General features: G+C 69.0%; 10 protein-coding genes and 1 pseudogene. 2 read left to right on the top strand and 9 right to left on the bottom strand.

The genetic code is table 11. From position 1 onward, the window contains the following. Nucleotides 1-104: 104 nt before the first annotated feature. From ACKUU6_RS00285 to ACKUU6_RS00250, 8 genes are all read right to left on the bottom strand, one after another. Nucleotides 105-632: a hypothetical protein gene (locus tag ACKUU6_RS00285; protein ID WP_407986289.1), complete on the bottom strand. Its 528-nt coding sequence runs from the start codon at nt 630-632 to the stop codon at nt 105-107. Between the two features lie 655 nt (nt 633-1,287). Continuing rightward, nucleotides 1,288-1,473: a hypothetical protein gene (locus ACKUU6_RS00280; protein WP_407986288.1), complete on the bottom strand. Its 186-nt coding sequence runs from the start codon at nt 1,471-1,473 to the stop codon at nt 1,288-1,290. Nucleotides 1,474-1,487: 14 nt separating this feature from the next. Then, nucleotides 1,488-5,852 (bottom strand): hypothetical protein, encoded by a 4,365-nt coding sequence (locus ACKUU6_RS00275; protein WP_407986287.1) that lies wholly within the window; start codon nt 5,850-5,852, stop codon nt 1,488-1,490. Between the two features lie 275 nt (nt 5,853-6,127). Beyond that, nucleotides 6,128-7,306 (bottom strand): ABC transporter permease, encoded by a 1,179-nt coding sequence (locus ACKUU6_RS00270; protein ID WP_407986286.1) that lies wholly within the window; start codon nt 7,304-7,306, stop codon nt 6,128-6,130. 62 nt (nt 7,307-7,368) lie between these two features. Beyond that, nucleotides 7,369-8,082: an ABC transporter ATP-binding protein gene (locus tag ACKUU6_RS00265; protein ID WP_407986285.1), complete on the bottom strand. Its 714-nt coding sequence runs from the start codon at nt 8,080-8,082 to the stop codon at nt 7,369-7,371. Beyond that, the gene (locus ACKUU6_RS00260; RefSeq protein WP_407986284.1) at nt 8,079-9,380 is read right to left on the bottom strand and encodes an HlyD family efflux transporter periplasmic adaptor subunit; all 1,302 of its coding nucleotides are present in this window, start codon (nt 9,378-9,380) and stop codon (nt 8,079-8,081) included. Before ACKUU6_RS00260 ends, ACKUU6_RS00265 begins: the two co-directional genes overlap by 4 nt. A 9-nt stretch (nt 9,381-9,389) precedes the next feature. Further along, complete coding sequence (locus ACKUU6_RS00255; RefSeq protein ID WP_407986282.1) at nt 9,390-10,268, bottom strand: hypothetical protein; 879 nt, start codon at nt 10,266-10,268, stop codon at nt 9,390-9,392. Nucleotides 10,269-10,381: 113 nt separating this feature from the next. Beyond that, entirely contained in the window at nt 10,382-10,693 is a 312-nt protein-coding gene (locus tag ACKUU6_RS00250; RefSeq protein ID WP_407986280.1) for a hypothetical protein, read from the bottom strand. A 530-nt stretch (nt 10,694-11,223) separates the two neighbouring features. Between ACKUU6_RS00250 and ACKUU6_RS00245 the strand changes: the two are divergent. Then, a pseudogene (locus tag ACKUU6_RS00245) lies at nt 11,224-11,967 on the top strand (IS630 family transposase); the annotation flags it as partial. Nucleotides 11,968-12,018: 51 nt separating this feature from the next. Further along, a protein-coding gene (locus tag ACKUU6_RS00240) for an IS3 family transposase (RefSeq protein WP_407986279.1) occupies nt 12,019-13,271 on the top strand; the annotation gives its coding sequence in 2 pieces (ribosomal slippage) (nt 12,019-12,301 and nt 12,301-13,271; 1,254 coding nt in all). Nucleotides 13,272-13,430: 159 nt separating this feature from the next. Here ACKUU6_RS00240 and ACKUU6_RS00235 read toward each other — a convergent pair. After that, nucleotides 13,431-17,732, bottom strand: coding sequence for a ricin-type beta-trefoil lectin domain protein (locus tag ACKUU6_RS00235; protein ID WP_407986278.1), 4,302 nt, complete (start codon nt 17,730-17,732; stop codon nt 13,431-13,433). Nucleotides 17,733-18,075 lie beyond the last annotated feature (343 nt).

Below are 18,075 nucleotides of genomic sequence, written 5' to 3'. Positions count from 1 at the left end.
GGCGCTGCGGGGCGGGTGGTTGCCCGGCGGGCCGGGGGTTGTCCACGGACCCTGGCCCACCGGAGCGCTGTGACGGTCTGTCAGCGGACGGATAGCTGGAGGTCCTAGTCGCGGAAGTCGACGGCGTACCAGGCGATGACCTGGGAGGCGGCCTTGAACATCTGCTGATGGATGGGGACGAGGACGGGGAACTTCAGCTGGACCTCGTAGGCGGGCCGGAAGGGGTAGGGGCCCAGGGTGGCGACGGGGACGTCCAGCAGCGGGTTCGGCTCGACCTGAAGGACGTCGGCGACGTCGCTGTCCAGCATCCTGACGATGGAGGCGCCAATCGCGCCGGCGCCGGGGGCGACCTTGCGGTCCAGCCAGTCGAAAATGCTGTGGGAGAGCGTGATGCCCTCGTCGGAGGGTGCGCGGTAGCGGACGGCGTCGGCGAGGACCTGGTCGCACTGGTCGAGGGTGCGCAGGTTGTACTTGTCCTGGACGCCGATGATCCGTCCGCCGACCCGGAACAGCTGGACCAGTTCGTCGATCTGGCGGGGGTCGGTGTGGAAGCCGAACTTGATCGCCAGCTGGAGGTTGTAGACGCCCATGTAGCCGAGCCCCTGGACCTCCAGGCACTGGCTGATTGGCATGCCGTCCCGGCCAGGTTCCAGCCGGGGGCCCGGCCCTTCTGGCGGACGGCGGTATGAACTACCGCGGGCTCCGGCTGGTGATCCGGCCGGAGCCCCGCGGGGTGGTTTGCGTCGGTGCGTCAGGTCTTTTCGCAGTTGACCGGGGCGGTGATCGCGACCCTACAGGTGTCGGTGCCCAGACCGCCGTCCGCACCCAAAATTCAGGGCAACGGTTGATGGTGTCGTTGCCCGCTTGGCCGTTCACGGAACCGCCCTTGTCGACGAAGTTGACTCGGTCGGGTGATGTCCAGTCGGTGCGTGCATGAAGGCAGGGCCTCCTGTCCAGCTCGGGATTGTCGAAGTCCAAACGAGCCGGCCAGGAGGCCCTGTGTTGAAGTCTTGCGTTCCGATGACCGTGTCGTCCAACTCGGTTACCCGGTCGTGTGATTGCCTCGCTCACCGGTTCGTCAACGCGGGCGGCCGTCCGGACAGCGTGCACTGCTACGACTCGGACATGACGGACGCCGAGTGGATGGTGGCGCGGGACGCGATGCCGGTCCCGCCGTGGCTGGAGGGCCAGGGCGGACAGCTGACACCCGCGGCGTCGACGGGGTGCGGCGGAAGGCCGGGATGGATCTCGTCCGTCCCGGCCTTCCGTTCGGGGTTGGCCGCTCGGTCAGCGAAGGAACAGAGGTGGGAGCAGGACGACCGCCACCATGCCCAGGACCAGCAGGAGTGCCAGTCCGAATCCGCGCAGGATCCGGCCGGGCAGCGGGCCGGAGGCCAGGGCGGTGAAGGCCGCCCCGACCACCAGCACAATCAGCAGGAACACGCCCGCGATGAACAGGACTCCTAGGGCCATCGGGTCAGCCTGCCTCAGGGGGTGTAGGGACTGTTGAAGGTGGCGCCGGTGTCGTCGCAGTGCTTGACCCTACTCGGGATGTCACCGGGGGCGTTGCCGAGCACCGGGAACGGGATCCCGATGTTCCACGGGTTGCCGCCGCTGCCCCGGGCCTGGACGTCGCACTGCGAGAAGGCGTTCCCGGCGTCGCTGTTGACGCCGGGGATGTTGGAGAAGTTCTTCCAGTCGCCCTTGTGGACCGGTCCGCCGGTGGGCTTGCCGGTGTTGTCCACCAGCTTGCCGTCGAGGTACAGGTACAGGTCGGGCATGTAGCTCTGGTAGACCAGGCCGTACTGCGGGTCGGAGTCGACATTCGGGAAGTTCTGGGTCGGCTTGACCGAACCGTCCGCGCAGAACGCCATGCTGATGTTGTGCCAGATCGGCGGGGCGTTGCCGATGGTGTTCCCGAAGGTGTTGTAGCCGAGCGGGCCCCAGTTCTTGAAGAACATCTGGTAGATCTCGTCCACCAGCTGGGCCACGGCCGGCTGCACGTCGGTGCGCGCCTTGACCTTGTCGAGCCAGGCCTTGTAGTTGTCGTTGATGCTGGTCTGCGCGGTCATGGCACGGTAGCCGTGCACGCCGCCGCCGACGTGGCGGACGTCCACGCAGCTGTTGTCGGGGCTGAGCCGGGCGCCGCGGGTGTGCGGCAGGTATGCCTGGCCGGGGGTGTCGCCGTCGGTCAGCGGGTCGGCGTGCAGCGTCTGGCCGCCGCTGTAGCGGTAGGCGTCGATGACGTCGTACGACAGGTCGGGCTCGGGGATGCCGTAGTCCTTGGCCACCGCGTGGATGACGCCGGTGACGAACTTCGGCAGGTGGGCGTTGCCGACCAGGGTCTCGCCGTCGGCGAACTCGCTACCGGGGATGATCTTGTTGGTGTCGTCGAGTAGGTAGCTGACGCTGACCTTGCTCTTGATCTTGTAGCTGTCCTTCGAGGCGTACGCGGCCGACGGGGCCAGCGTGGGGTCGGGACGGCGGTTGGACATGCCCATCCAGACCGGCAGGGACATGGTCGGCGCCGAGCCGTCGGCGTTCACGGTCTGGCCGCCGGCCACGATGTCGCCGTACCACTGCTGTGCCACCGCCCGGACGTTCGGCGCGGCGCAGGGCTGGGCCACGAAGGTGCCGCAGGCGGGGTCGGCGAGGATGCCGCTCACGTTCTTGGAGCTGTCGGACCAGAGCGGGCCCTGGTTCGCCAGACCGGCCGCCCAGCGGTAGAGCGTGCCCATGCCGCGCATCGGCGTGTTGATCTGGGAGGGCATGTTGCTGTCGAGGCTCTGGTTCGGGTCGAAGACCGACACCGCGTCGAAGGAGCGCTCGACGAAGCGGCCCTGGACCGGGACGACCGCCATCGCGTCGAAGGCGATGTCGGCGTCGCCGGTGCCGCCGTCCGTGACGCTGGACAGCCGGACGGTGGGCTTGCCGTTGAACATGAAGACCCCGACTGGGACCCAGCGGTTGCCCGTCCCCGGCTGGGAGATGACGCGGCTCCGGGTCCCGTTGGCGGTCTCCACCTCGTACTTGGCCTGGGTGGTCTGGGTACCGTGGTCGGGCAGGTGCACTAGGACGCGGGCCGGGCCGTTGAGCGCCTGGTCGAAGTTCCAGGTACCGGTCACCCGCAGCTTGCCGCCGTTCGCGTCGGCGGCCCGGGTGTGGGCGAAGTAGAAGTGCCCGCCGAAGCCGGCGCCCAGCTGGTGGAAGTCCACCTTTGAGGGGTACTTGCCCGCCGAGTCCGAGGCGAAGTCCAGCGAGAAGCTTCCGTTGTTGGGCGTTCGGGAGCAGCCCGGGCGCACCGAGGGCACGTCGGACGGCAGGTCGTCGACGACCAGCGCGCCGGCCGGCAGGCCGGTCAGGGTGCAGTTGGGCGGGTAGGCGGTGCCGTCCGCCTCCTCCGGGTAGGTGGTGTTGAAGCGGATGACCTCGTTGCCGCAGCTGTAGGAGCAGTCGCTCTTCCAGGTGGCCGGCTGGTTGTACCAGCACTTCAGGTCGTACTGCCCCGCCGCGTTCTGGTGCGCGCACGGGCCCGACTTGGCCCCGGCCACCTCGGGCGCGTTGGGCTGGAAGGACTGCCCGGGGCGGCAGTTGTTGCTGTCGTTGCAGAACTGGTTGGCCGGCGGGGAGACGGTGTACCGGTTGAGGGTCGCCAGGTTGGCGTCCGCCCCGTTCCACCAGGCGGCGCGGAAGCCGGGCACGGTCTTGCCGGGGGACTCCAGGCCCTCGATCGGGTAGGCGGCCCAGCCCATGATCTTCTCGGGGTACGGCCAGTCCTGCGGGTGCGCGGCGTCCGCGTAGCTGTTGTTGTTGAGGAACGGCTTGCGGTTGGCCGGGTAGTTGGGGTTGGCGGGGTTGTTCGCCCAGCCGAGGCCCCACGGGCTGCCGTCCGAAGTCTTCGGGTAGAAGCCGGAGTTGTAGGCCCAGGCGGCGTAGAACCAGTTCTCCGGCTTCAGCGGGTCACCGTTGTTGATGGTCATCCCGGCCCGGCGGGTCGTGTTCCACTTGTCCTGAATGGTGCGCAGGCCGGCCGCGATGTTGGCGGCGTAGTCCAGTGCGACGGCGCGCTGGGTCTGGTACGGCAGGGCGGTCTGGCCGGTCGGGGTGAACTCCGCCAGGCGCATGCCGTCGGTCTGCTGGGTCAGGCCGTAACCGCAGTCCGCCTTGGCGAAGTTGACGTCCCAGTCGTCGGCGGTGGAGGCGTTGTAGACCTCCCGGCCGTAGAAGTTGCCGATCAGCGGGTTGGCGGTGACGCCGGGCACGGCGGCCCGGGTTGCCTGCCACATGTTGGACTCCTGGGCGATGACGCCCAGCATGATCTGGGCCGGCACGTGGCCGCCGCCGTCCAGCGGGATCGACGGGAACAGGCCCTGCGGCGTGTACGCCGGCATGCCCAGGTTCTTCCAGTTGGCTGGGCGCTGGGTGTTCAGGTTGCCGACGATCGCCTGGTCGACGGCCCACTCCACCTGACGGGGCTTGGGCTGCATGGCCTGGTTCCGCGGGTCGTTGCGCGGCACCGCGCAGACCCGCTCGGCCTCGACCGGGTTGGAGGAGGAGCCGGCGGTAGCCGGGACGGCCAGCAGCCCGGCGCTCACGGCTCGGCCCTGCGGAGCGGGGGTGGCGGACCCGGTGGTGAGGGCGGCGGCGGGCGGGGCGCTGTCCGCGCCGTTGGCGGCGGAGGCCGTCGGCTGCACGGTGAAGCCAGCCGACTTGCCGGTGTCCGGCACGCTCAACTGGATAGTGACCGGCCGGGGTTCGGTGCCGGTGGGGGCCACGGGCTGCGGGGTGCTCTGGTCGGCCCAGCGGGTGCGCTCGACCACCGAGCGGCCCTCGGTGGAGACCGTCGCGTCGATGGGGGCGGTGACCTTCTTCACCGTGCCGGGGAGCTTCCCGGTCTTGGTGGGCGCGCCGGTGATGACCACCTTGCCCTGGGCGGCGGCGGTCAGGCCGAGCTGGTCGATCGCGCCGCTGGCCAGCAGGTCAGGGCGGGGCTGGGCGGCCGGAGCCTTACCTGCGCGGCCCGCGAGGCGCTTGACGGTGGACTCCTTCTCGGTGTGGTCCATGAAGACCACACCGCCCTCGGAGTCGGCCTTCAGGTGGAACGGGACGCCATCGGTCCTGGTGAGCTCGGTCCGCCTGCCGTCCTGCTCGATCCGGACCATCCGGTTGCTGTCGGCTGCCACGTAGGAGCCGTCCTTGGCCGGGACGGCGGAGGAGACCTGGCCGGGAACCTCCAGCGGGGCGGCGACCTTCCCGGTGGCCGCGTCGACGCGGATCAGCCGGGTAGCGGCCTTGTCCTCGCCGCCGCCCTGGGTAAGCACGACCTGCTCGTCCGCGCCGCAGCCGGGGCTGTAGTAGGCGAGCGATGCCTTCACGTCGAGCTTGGTGACGGCGCCGCTCTCCAGGTCCACCACCGCACTGAAACCGCCGCGGGCGAACAGCTCGGGCCTGTTGGTGAAGGTCCGGGGCGCGTAGACGGCGACCATGCGCTTCCCGGAGCCGGTGACACAGGCGTTGCCGATCCACTGGTCGGCGTCGAAGCCGGGTTCCTTGAGGGTGGCTGCCGTGTTCCAGGCGTAGCCGGCCTTCGCGTCCGCGGTCAGCACGTGGAAGCCGTCGGCGTCGCCGGAGGTGGTCCAGGCTCGGTCGGCGGACTTCTCCCAGCCCTTGCCGAGGATTTCGTTCCGCTGCTCCGGCTTAATCTCTGACGGGCTGTCGGAGACGGGGGTGGTCGGCGGTTGCGGTGTCCGGGCGTCGGCGAACGCGGGGGCTGCCTGGAGTAGGGACGCGGCTACGACTGCGGCCGCGACGGCTGCGATCGGGCGTGCGGCCCTGGGTGGGGTCGACCTCATCGGCTCCATACCTGTTCTTCGTGGTCGGTCCGGATCGTTCGGGCAGTCGGGTGCTTCGTGGCTGCCGGTGTGACCGGTATCCGCCGGCCGCTGTCGACGGCTGGAGAGGACGGCCACTCGGTATCCCGCTGCGGCTCGACAGCCGATCCGGATGCGTGGTTGATGTGACAAGTCATGTGCCGGTGCGGGCGCATGACGGATCGACGGTTCGGCGTTCGGAGGCGGTGCTCCGTACGCCGTCCGGCGAGGACTGGACAGGTGGGGCAGTGCGGGGATCAGCGCCGGAGCGCTTCGACGGGGGCGATCCTTGAGGCCCGCCACGCCGGGTAGGCGCCCGCGACCAGCCCGGTCAGCAGGCCTAGCAGAGGTGCGCTCGCCACCGCGGCCGGGGGGAGGACCGGGGTCCACTCCTTCGCGGCGGAGACTGCCACGATGCTGACCGTCCCCAGGGCCGCTCCGACCAGGCCGCCGAGCAGGCCGAGCAGCGTCGACTCGGTGAGGAACTGGCAGGTGATGTGCCTGCCACGCGCACCCAGCGCGCGCCGCAGCCCGATCTCCCCGGTGCGCTCCATGACCGCGACCAGGGTGGTGTTGGCGATGCCGACGGCTCCGATGAACAGGCAGACTCCGGCGAGCAGGAGGAAGAGCTGGCCGAGGTCCGACTTGACCCCTGTGCGCAGCGTCTTGGGATCCGGCGGGGGTACGGCGCGCAGCCACTGCGGATGGTCGGGGCGCAGTGCCAGAGCGGCTTCGCCGGCGATCTGGGTCGCGGCGCCCTGGCGGGTGGTGACCAGCATCCTGGCCCGGTCGTCCGTGGGCTGTCCCCACTGCCGCTCGGCGGCCTTGCGCGGCACGATGACCGACATGAGCAGGTCCGGCCGGCGCTGGACGTCGCTCAGGATGCCGATGACGGTGAACGCGGTGCCGTCGACAAAGACGGCTGGACGGTTGTACACCGAGGTGATGCCGAGCCTGCGGGCGGCTGCCGCACCGAGGACCGCAACGTGCTCGGCGCGCTGCTCGTGGAAGGTGTCGAAGACTCTGCCTTCGGCCAGGGACGGGCCTGCGGCGGCCAGCAGTCCCGGTGAGGCCGCCAGGAGTTGGGCCTGGGAGTCAACGGTCGCCGCCTGCGTCACGCCGTTGGCGATCTGCTGTCCCGGTCCCAGCCGCACCCGCCAGCTCACGCCGGCTGCGGTGACGCCGTTCAGGGCGGTCATCCGCGTGTCGGCGTCGGACGGGAACGCGAGCGGGGCGGTTCCCTCCGGGCTGGTGGCCACGTCCTCCACGGTGACCTCGGTGGCGGTGAGCTCGTCGAAGCGCTCGTCGATCTGGGCCGCGGCGGTACCTGTGAGGCCGAGCACGGCGATGAGGGCTCCGACACCGAGGACCGTGCCGAGAGCGGTCAGTGCCGAACGTCCGGGGCGCTGCAGGACACCGGCGACCGCTTCGGACATGAGGTCCCTCAGGGCCAGTCGGGAGCGGGCCGGCCGGGGACCGGCCGCGGGCTTGCGGCTAATCACAGCTGCCTCTCGGGCTCTGTCTCGGTCAGGTGGCCGTCCCGGATGGTCACTGTGCGGCGCGCGCGGCGTGCCACCTGCTCGTCGTGGGTGATCACCATGATCGTCATGCCGTCCCGGTGGAGTCCGTCGAACAGGTCGAGGATCGAGGAGGTGGTGGTGGAGTCGAGGTTGCCGGTGGGTTCGTCGCAGAGCAGCAGGGAGGGCTCGGCTGCCAGGGCGCGCGCGATGGCGACTCGCTGGCGCTCGCCCCCGGAGAGTCTGGTCGGCAGTGCCGAGGCGCGGTGAGCCAGCCCGACACGGGAGATGACCTCGGCCGCGCGCTCGCGCCGGACGCGGCGGGCGATGCGCTGGTAGAGCATCGAGAGCTCGACGTTCTCCAGGACTGTGCGGTGGGGCAGTAGGTGGAACGCCTGGAAGACGAATCCGATGCGGGTTCCGCGCAGTGCGGTGCGCCGTGCGTCCGACAGCGTTGCGACGTCCACGCCGTCCAGCAGATGCCGGCCCGTGGACGGGGTGTCGAGCAGGCCGACGATGTTGAGGAACGTGGACTTTCCTGCGCCGGACGGGCCGACCACCGCGAGGTAGTCGCCTTGATGCACCGTCAGGTCGCCGGGGTGCAGTGCCGTCACGGAGGGCGGGCCGGGATAGGTGAGTCCGACTCCCTGGAGCTGGAGAACCGGCTCGGGGAGCAGCGCGGCGGTAGCGGTCATGGCCGCCCTCCGCGCGGCTGGACTCCGACCACGACCTCGTCGCCGGCGGCCAGTGCCGTCGGTCCCTCGGCCGTCACGGCCACGAAGCCGTCGCCGGACGGGCCCGGCTCGACCGTGACCTGCTGCACCGATCCGTCCGGCGCCAGGACGCTGACGCTGCTGCGGCCGTTAGCACCGGCCGACAGGGCGGAGGCGGGCACCGCGAGCATGGCGCTGCCGGAACTGGCGGCCGTCACGGTGAGGCGGGTGTCCTGACCGACCAGGTCAGCGGGCAGGGGCTTGTCGGGCTTGATCCGCACCGGGTAGCCCGTGGCGCCGGATCCGCTCTGGTCGGTCTTGGCCTGTGCGGCGGTCTCGGAGACGGACACCACCGTTCCGGTGGCTCTGGTGCCGGTGCTCTCACGGAGGATCTCGGCCTTCTGCCCGGGCCTCAGGAGGCCCTTCTGCGGGGCCGTGACCGTTGCGTCGATGACCAGCTCTCCGGTCGAGATCGACATCAGCTTTTCGCCCGGGGCCTGCCCCACGGTGGCTGACACGGCGTCGGCACGGGCCGGCAGAGGGTCCAGGTAGACGACCTCGGACATGGGAAACACGACGGCTCCCGCGCCGCCGTCCCCGGCCGCCGGCGGCATGGCAGACGGGGACGCGGTCGGCTGCGGGGCTTGCGTCTCGGGGGTGCTGCCGCCGGTCATCCGGTCGTTGGACGCGGTGGCGGTTCGGACCGGCTGGTATCCGTGCGTCTTGTAGAAGGCCGTCACGGCCCGTTCGGTGCCGGCCGCGAAGGTTCCCTTGGGGTCCGGCGCGGTCGGGTGACCGATGTCGGCCAGGGCGCGCTGGAGCTGCTCGACGTCCTCGCCGGTGCTGCCGGTGCGCAGGTCCCGGTAGGCGGGAAGCGCCCCGTTGAGGGTGAGGACCGGTCGGCCCGACACCTCGAAGAGCTGCTGGCCGGGCAGGACCGCTTCGCCCTGCTTGACCTTGACCTTGGTGACGATCGCACGGGCGCCCGGCACACCCGAGGGGGCGCTTCCCTGAACGGCCAGCGCGGAGGTCGCGACGACTTTGCCGCGCAGGACCACGGTGTCGCTGATGATGCGGCGCTCGGCCACTGCAGTCAGCCGATCCGGCGCGGGAGCGGCCATCTCCGCCGCGACCTGGGCCGGAGACTTCAGCATCTTGGTGGCCAGAGCTCCGCCGGCGCCGGCTACCAGGGTCGTGGCGATGACGACGACGAGCAGCCTGTGCCGTCGGCGGATCTCGGTGTCGGGGGCAGTGCGGGACGGTGTGCGGGACTCGGACACGCCTGTCGCTCACTTCCCGCCGGCGAGCACGCCGGCGGCCTTCTTGATCGCCCGGTCGAGTTCCCCGCGCTCTGCGCGCAGAGCCTGGGCGTTCTGTTCCTGTGCGGCCTTCTGCAACCTGGCTTCGGCGTCGAACCAGGTCTTCGCGACCCCGGTCCGCCCGCGGCAGGCAAGGTCTGCCAGAGCGGTGTCGATCTCCGGCTGGGTGACGTCGCTGCCGGTGAACCGGCTGTCGTCGCTGGCGTCCAGGGGCTCCTTGTAGGAGCGGCCGCTCTCCTTCATACAGGCGGACCATTGCTTGAACTTCTCGGCGACCTCGGGCTCCTGCTTGGAGCGGATGAACGCCTCGTTGGCGAGCCGCTGGGCGAGCTCCCCGTAGGTCTTCTGCCCGCCGCCGAGCGCCTCCGCCGCCTGCCGCCCACAACTCGACAGTGTCGCGGGATCGAGCACGTCGGTCCCATCGACGAGGCCGACCCGAAGGGCGGCGTCGTAGGCGGCCTGCTCGGCCAGGTCCGGGTGGTAGCCACGCTTGGCGGACAGTCCCTGGTCGTGGATGCCGTAACGCCAGTCGGTCAGGGTCTTGGGCCCGAGCTTGGGAAGGGCGGGGGCAGGCGTCCACGCCGTGTTGCCGCTCTTGCGGACACAGTCATGGGTCAGTGCGGTGGACGCCTTTCGAAGCTGCGCCTGTTCTGCGTCCGAAGGCAGGTAGGCCTCCATCGGAAGCTTCCAGGTCATCGGGTTCGCCTCGTCGAACGCCACGGTCTCGAAAGGCTCCTGTCCGGCGCCCTTCACGCCTGCGGGCGCGACAGTCTGCGAGCAGGCGGCGGCGGCCAGACAGATGATGCCGGTGAGCGAAAGGACGATTGACCGGCGAGCGGAAAACAGCATCGGATCTCCCCGGGACGCGCGCGGCGCGGCCCGTCAACAAGAATTGGAAAGAAGTCGGATGCGGCCGACCGGCGAGTGGTCGGGTGGGTGCCGGTCGGCCGCCGTGTCGCGTACTACACGAAGTTGAAGGACGCGTTGTTGTTGTAGGTGCTCTTCAGCTGGAACCAGCTCGAGAACGGCGAGAGGATGTCAGTGGCGCCCTTGTATCCGCTGTTGTAGTAGAAGGCCGCACGGAAGCTGGTGTGACGGTTCTGGGCAGAAGCGGCGTTGTTCTTGAGGGCCGCGTTCGAGCCGGCCCTGCCGTTGTCGCAGAAGTGGAGGGGCATTCCCCCGCTGACGCCGTCGTCGACGTTGTTGAAGTCGTAGACCGGCCAGCCCATGTTCCGGTGGGACCCCGCGTACGAGGAGTTGTACCAGAGGGTCACCCAGAAATTTTCGGCGCTGGTGCTGGCGCTGCAGGCCTTGGGGCTCCACAGGAGTTCTGAATTGTTCACTCCCTCGTTCGCATGGGCTGCGGCCGGTGTCGTCATGGCGCTGGCGGCCAGTAGTGTGGAAGCGCCCGCGAAAACGGCGCGCGAATACCATGAAGTCATCATTGGGGATCAATCTCCATCATCATCCCAGCGGCGACCGGGGCATGCACGGTGCGCTCGAGCCGGGAAGGAAGCCATAGGAAGCCTGCAGAGAAAGCGCGACAGGCACAGATTCATTACAGCATCCCCATAAGCCACAAATCGGACATGCTACCCAGGGTGAGGTCACGGCTGGATACCGTTCGTTGACGATCCACTTGACTCCCCCCATCCGGCGGGGGTGACGCGCACAACCCCGCCGACCGGCGGGGTTACTAGTGTGATGCGCCAGAAGTTCTGATGGTTAGTCAGTACTCTGATGCCATGTCGCGTCCGGGGCCGTCAGCTGTGCCGATCACGTTGTCGAGGCCGAGAGGGCTGAGTTGGTGCGTCGGTCAAAGCTGCCGCAGCGGCGCTTGGCCGAGAAGGCACGGATCATCCTGGCATGCGCTGAAGGTGCCTCGAATACGGCTGTCGGACGAGACCTTGGCGTTCAGCCCAAGACGGTGGGCAAATGGCGCCGGGCCTTCGCCGCGGAGCGGATCGCGGACCTGGAGGACGCCGGCCGGATCGGCCGGCCCAAGGCCGACCTGGTCCTGGACGATGCCGAGCGGCTGCAGTTGACGCAGTGGGCCCGGCGGGCGAAGACCGCGCAGTTCCTCGCGTTGCGGGCCAGGATCGTACTGCGGTGCGCCGAGGGCGGGACGAACCAGCCGGCCGCGACCGATCTCGGCATCGACAGGTCGACCGTGGACCGCCGGCGCGCCCGGTTCATCGCCCACCGCCTGGACGGCCTGCAGGACGAACCCCGCTCGGGCCGGCCGCCCTCGATCCTTCTCGACCGGGTCGAGGAGGTCGTCATCGCCACCCTGGAATCACCCGCGGGCCAGGACACGCACTGGTCACGGGCTTCGATGGCCCAACGCACCGGCCTGTCGAAGTCGACCATCGGCCGGATCTGGAAGAAGTTCGACCTCAAGCCCCATCTGCAGGACTCCTTCAAGCTGTCCACCGACCCGCAGTTCGTCGCCAAGGTCGTCGACGTCGTCGGCCTCTACCACCACCCGCCGGAGAAGGCGGTCGTGCTCTGCGTGGACGAGAAGTCCCAGATCCAGGCACTGGACCGATGAACCGCCCCGGGTTCGGTGGGGACTCGATTTCGTGTAAGGATTCGAGTCATGGCACGTCCCTCTTCCTACCCTCCTGAGCTGCGCCGTCGTGCGGTGCGCATGGTCGCCGAGGTCCTCGGTGACTACCCGAACGAGTCGGCCGCGCTGCGGGCCGTCGCGGAGAAGCTGGGCATCGGCTCCGCCGAGACGCTGCGCAACTGGGTCCGGCGCGACCAGGTCGACTCCGGACAGCGTGCGGGCACGACCACGGAGGAGTCCGCGCAGATCAAGGCGATGAAGAAGGAGATCGCCGAGCTCAAGCGCGCCAACGAGATCCTCAAGTCCGCGGCGAGTTTCTTCGCGGCCGAGCTCGACCGGCCACACCTGCGCTCGTAGCGTTCATCGACGAGCACCGGGGCCGCTTCGGCGGCGTCGAGCCGATCTGCCGCGTGCTGACCGAGCACGGCTGCAGCATCGCCCCCTCCACCTACTACGCCCACCGCAAGCGCCTGGCCCAGCCTGCCGCCCGCACCGTGCGCGACGAGGAACTCAAGCCGCTGATCAAGGAGGTCTACAACGCCAACTACCGCGTCTACGGGGCCCGGAAGATCTGGCGTGAGCTGGGCCGGCAAGGCCACACGGTTGCCCGCTGCACTGTCGAGCGGCTGATGCGCGAACTCGGCATCGCCGGCGCCGTGCGCGGCAAGAAGGTCATCACCACCATCGCGGACCCGGCCGCCGAACGCGCCCCGGACCTCGTGGACCGCCAGTTCGTCGCCAGCGCGCCGAACCGCTGCTGGGTCGCCGACTTCACTCACATCGCCACCTGGTCCGGAGTCGTCTACGTCGCCTTCGTCGTGGACACCTTCTCCCGCCGTATCGTCGGCTGGTCGGCCGCAACCACCAAGGAGGCCCGGCTCGTCCTGGATGCGCCGGACATGGCGCTGTGGCAGCGCGACCGCGACGGATTCCCCCACCAGCGGGGCGAGTTGATACATCACTCGGATGCCGGGTCGCAGTACACGAGTTTCCGGCTCGCCGAGCACCTGGACGCCGCCGATATCGCGGCCTCGATCGGATCCGTCGGCGACGCCTACGACAACGCCCTGATGGAATCCACCATCGGCTTGTACAAGACCGAGGTGATCAAGCCCCAGCGGCCCTGGAAGACGCTCTCGCACGTCGAGCTCGCCACCGCCGAGTGGACCGACTGGTACAACCACCGACGACTCCACGGTGAGATAGGCCACGTCCCGCCTGTCGAGTACGAGGAAAACTACTACCTGTCGACCACGAAACCCCTGGTCACAGCCACAACCTGAGATCTCTACCGAACCCGGGGCGGTTCACACAACATCAGATGGACCAGTCACTGGACACACCCGGGACACAGGCCGGGCCCGCAGCGTATGTCGTGCTGCGGGCCCGGTTCTGTTCTCTTCAGCTTGGCGCGTCTGCAGCCTTGTTTATACGGCTGGTTGTCAGGGGTTGGTGGGGAGTGCGGGGGTGTTGATGGTGGGGATGCTCCAGGTCTGGGCGGGAGTCGTGTTGCAGTCGTAGATGGTGAGGCGGGTGCCGGCGGTGGTGTTGTTGCCGGGGAGGTCGAGGCAGCGCTTGGAGCCGGGGTTGTAGAGGCTGCCGTCGGGGCGGGGGAGCCAGGTCTGGTTCCAGGCGCCGGGGGTGCAGGTCCAAAGGCTGATGCCGGTGCCGTTGGCGGTTCCACCGCCGGTGATGTCGAGGCATTTGCCGCCGGCGCTGATGGTGCCGTTGGCGGGGTTGAGGGTGAACTGCTGGGCCGGGCTGTTGTTGCAGGTGTAGAGCCAGACGCCCTGGGCGGTGTCGTTGCCGGGGATGTCCAGGCAGTTGTTGCTGGCGGCGTGCCGGATGACGGTGGTGGAGGCAGTGGTGGCGGAGGCGCCGTCGTAGACGGCGAGGTTGCTGATGCTGCCCTTGAAGCTGACCATAAGAGGATCTGGGTATTGGTAGCGGCCCATGACGAACTTTCCGCTGGGTGCGGGGCTGGTGGTGGCGTTGTGGTAGTTGCTGCCGGCGAGGGTGCCGTCGACGTACAGGCTCATCTGGCCGGTCGTGGCGTTGTAACTGGCGGTCAGCTGGGTCCACTTGCCGACCTGCACGAGGGCGGAACTGTTGGTGGTGTTGGTGAAGTCGTAGGGCCACGAGTCGTCGTCGGCGGTGGCCAGGGCGAACCGCCAGGCCTTCCCGCCACCGGTGCCCTCGCTCCACAGGATAAAGCTGCTGGCGTGGGTGAGGTTCTGGCTGGCGATGATGCCGCCGGCGGTAGTGGACTTGGCCCAGGTGCTGATGGTGAAGCTTTTTCGGGTGTCCACCACCGGGCCCGTGGTGGCCAGCGCCGAGTCGGAGCTGTTGAAGGTGGCGACGTTGGTGCTGCGCCCGTCGACGGTGTCGTTGCCGAAGGTGACGTTGGTGTTGGTGGCGTTGTAGGTGGTGGGGTTGGACGCGGCCGAGGTGCTGTTGGCGGTGTCGTTGAGCTTCCACTGGGCGGTGGGGGCCCGGGTGTCGCCGCGGTAGTGGTCGTTGGTGAGGCCGGTGACGGCCTTGTTCGTGGCGACGCCGGGCCATACGTGCAGGTTGCCGGTGGCGTCCAGGGCCCACAGGTCGGGGACGCCGTCGTCTGTCTGGTCGCCGTCGGCGCCGACCGTGGGGAAGGCTGTGGTGGTGAAGCCGGAACCGATGGGGGTGGCGGGGCTGGTGGTGACGGCGGTGACGACGGTGAAGTCGCCGAGAGCGTCGCTGCGGGCCGCGGTGGTCAGTGCGTACTGGAAAACGCTCCCGGTACTGCGGTCCCTGGCCCACAGGGCGGGGGCGGTGTCGGTACCGATGTTCAGGGTGTTGCCGGGGACCATCAGGTCGCGGTTGTCCCAGCCGCCGGTGGCCACCAGGACGGGCGCGCGCAGCGAGACGGCGTTCTTGGGCGGGTAGTACCAGAGGCTGCCGGATTCGACGGTGAGGATTCCGGTGGCGTCGGTGAACTTACCGCTGGGGGTGCGGGTGGTGCTGGTGGAGCCGATCGGGGTGATCTGAGAGGTGTACTCCCAGGTGCTGTCCTGGTGGTACCCCGTACAAGCGGCTGCTGTGCCCGTGCAGTTGGGCCGGTCCAGCGTGGTGGCCGCACCGAGGGGGAAGTGGCCCGGGTCAGCCTTGTTGTTGGGGTAGTAGTGGAGCTCGTCGCCACTGTCGCGGTGCACGAAGAGGTCGTCGGCGTTGTTGCCGGGGTCGCGGGAGCCGCGGTGGGTGATGTGGAAGGCATTCCAGGTCTTGCCTTCGGGCGCCTGAGCGGCTGGGGCGGCGGTGCCGGTGGGGGGCACGTTGGTGTTGCCGGGGTCGGTGGCGCGGCCGTGGGTGACGAGGTTGCCGGCGGTGTCGGGGACGAGGATGTCGGGGCGGGCGTCGCCTGTGGTGTCACCGAAGGCGACGGGGCCGGGGGCCCAGGGGACGTAGAAGGCGTACGAGAGGGTCTGGGAGATGTTTCCGGCGTTGTCGTAGACCTGCGCGTACAGGATGTTGGTGCCCCAGTGGGTGGGCTTGGTGGTGATCTCGGTGACGTTCAGCGGGGTGCCGTTGCTGCCGCAGACCTGTTCGTGGGTGGCCATCTGCGGGTCGTAGCTCCACCGCACGCAGGCCAGTCCCGAGGCGAGCAGCCCCGAGGGGTTGGGGTCGGAGGCGGTGAAGGGGATGTGCCCGGTGTCCCCGAGGCGCAGGTTGGTGGTCTGGCCGTTGCCGGCGGGCGGGAACTGGGTGCTGGGGTCGGTGAAGGTGCCGAACGCGGCGATCGGCGGGGTGGTGTCCACGGCGAAGTGACACACGGGGCCGCCCGGGCCGCGGAGGATGCCGTCGTCGCCCTGCGTCTGCCAGCCGTAGTTGTGGCCGTCCTTCAGCGTGCCTTGCGGGACGGTGTAGGAGGCGCGGCTGCCACTGGGTACGAAGCCTGACCAGCCGTTGCTCACGCTGGGGGCACCGGCGAGGGCGTTGTCCCAGATGTTCACGAACTCGGTGAGCTGTGCCTGGTTGTAGCTGCTGACCACGGAGGTGAGAGTGGTGCCGGTGCCGGTCACCCAGCCGTACTCGGACAGCGGCGCGTTCCAGCAGGCGTCCGTGTTCGGGGCGGTGACGCGCTGCGGGCTCGGCAGCGCCTGCGGGTCGGTCGGTGTCAGCGGGACGTGGTCGTACTCGGTGGAGAGGATGGCGGTGTAGCTGAACCGCTTGAGGGCGTTCCTGTCACCGGTGCCCTCCTTGCCCACGAGCGCGAACGCCAACGGGGTGCCGGTGTTGGCCAGGGCGTTGCGCATGGGGGCGGTGACGTTGAAGTCGATGCCGAGTTCGCCGGGGCAGCCGGACTGGCCGTTGCCGGGGACGCTGCTCTTGCCGTCGACGTACTCGTAGGTGGTGTAGTTGTTCCAGTTGACGGTGTCGGTGAAGGCGGCGGCCCGGTAGAGGCTGAGCGGGTAGCCGGTGGTGCAGGAGAAGTCGGAGGAGCTGGTCTGCGAGATGTGCAGGTTCGCGTAGTTGATGACGGTGGTGCTGAGGTAGCCGTTGAGGTTGAACTCGTACAGGGACCGCTCGATGCCGTATGGGGATTCCCAGCCGTTGTAGCCGACACCGGGATGGTCGCGGGGGAGCGAGCCGGTGCGGTCGAAGTTCCCCGCTGTGGTGTGGGCCTGCATCACCCAGGCGTGGTGGCTCTTGCCCCGCGCGTCGTTCGACCACACCGGGTCCACATAAATCGGGTAGCTGGTGTTCGCCCCGTCCAGCAGCTCAGGGCTCGGCGACAGCCGGATCACACCGACGCCCTTCGCATCCGCGCTCGCAGAAGCGGGGACGTCCGCAACCGTCGCCGTCGACCCGGGCCCGTCCGTGCTGCTCGGCACGTCCGGCGTCTGCTGCCCCGTACCAAGGGCGTCGGATGCCGGGGCGCTCCGCGTGCCGGCAACGCTGTTCAGGGACATCGCAGCCACACTGCCGCTGGTGGCGGCCGGTGCCGCGGCGGACCACATCTTCGGCGTGGGCGCGGTGAACACGATCTCGCCACCGCTGGTCGCCCGCAGGTCCCCGTCCGCGGCCGAGGACAGCTCGAGACCCTTGGAGACAGTGGGGAAGCTGAGCGCGCGCACGGCCGGGTTCGCCGCAGCGGCCGGTGTGTGCAGCACCAGCACGGTGGTGTAGCCACCGAACTTGGTCGCCGTCACCTTCAGGTCGACATCCGGCGCCACCGAAGTGAACAACGCACTGTTGCCACTGACCACCGGAGCCGGCAGCGCGCCGGGGAAGGGTGAGCCCACGGCAAGCTGCTTGCCGTCCTTGGTGGTCATCGTCGCCAGCGGCCCCGTACCGCCACCGGAGATCACCAGCTTCTCACTCGCCGCCACCGGCGACAGCGAACCATCCGCACCACGCACCAGCGTGTCGTCCAGCGCAGCCCACGAGCCGTCAGCGCGCCTGGTGCGCTGCGCCTCCAGGTTCTGGTCCCGGCGTATTTTGCCGGCCGGGGTGGCGACCGAGGTGCTGTACTCGTCGGTCAGGGCGGGGATCGGTACGTCCTTACCGGTCCGCTTCGCCTCCGCGATCGCGACGTCCGCCGGGCGGGGTTGCAGGTTCTCGCCCGCATGCTTGGCGTCCCCGGCCAGGACCGCTGCCTGGAAGTCGGCGGTGGCATCTGCCTGGGCGGACGCGGGGGCGAGAGTGAGCAGGCCGGCCGCCAGGGACAGGACAGCTGCCACCGAGCCCGCCCGCAACGCCCGCTTCACGGGGCGAGGGTGAGGGTCCGTCAATTTCTGATGGACCGTCAAATAAATGGACTTGGTGGGGCGCACGCGATCCTCGTAATCGGCTCATTCTCTGGCGCTGGAGTCGCAGAGATCTTCCGTACGTTTCCAGGGCTTTGTCGGTCCGTCAACATCGCTATTCAACGATTGCCCTTTTTGAGGTAGAGGGAACCCATAAGAGCCTCAGTGGCCTGCGTCACAATTTGGCTATAGCTGATATATCTCTGCAGGTCAGCACCCTCTTGCCATAGGATCCGCTCCACGGTCACCGTTCTAGGTGACAGCACATCACATCACTCTTCAACTCTGGAGTTGCAGGTGTCAG

The sequence above is a fragment of the Kitasatospora sp. CMC57 genome (assembly GCF_045866025.2).
GTDB lineage: Bacteria > Actinomycetota > Actinomycetes > Streptomycetales > Streptomycetaceae > Kitasatospora.
The sequence above is the reverse complement of the archived record's forward strand: the minus strand, read 5'-3'. Positions and strand labels throughout refer to the sequence as shown.

Excerpts from the sequence above, each read along its gene's own strand:
- ACKUU6_RS00285 (WP_407986289.1), bottom strand. The coding sequence starts at position 632 with ATGCCAATCAGCCAGTGCCTGGAGGTCCAGGGGCTCGGCTACATGGGC.
- ACKUU6_RS00280 (WP_407986288.1), bottom strand. The coding sequence starts at position 1,473 with ATGGCCCTAGGAGTCCTGTTCATCGCGGGCGTGTTCCTGCTGATTGTG.
- ACKUU6_RS00275 (WP_407986287.1), bottom strand. The coding sequence starts at position 5,852 with ATGAGGTCGACCCCACCCAGGGCCGCACGCCCGATCGCAGCCGTCGCG.
- ACKUU6_RS00270 (WP_407986286.1), bottom strand. The coding sequence starts at position 7,306 with ATGTCCGAAGCGGTCGCCGGTGTCCTGCAGCGCCCCGGACGTTCGGCA.
- ACKUU6_RS00265 (WP_407986285.1), bottom strand. The coding sequence starts at position 8,082 with ATGACCGCTACCGCCGCGCTGCTCCCCGAGCCGGTTCTCCAGCTCCAG.
- ACKUU6_RS00255 (WP_407986282.1), bottom strand. The coding sequence starts at position 10,268 with ATGCTGTTTTCCGCTCGCCGGTCAATCGTCCTTTCGCTCACCGGCATC.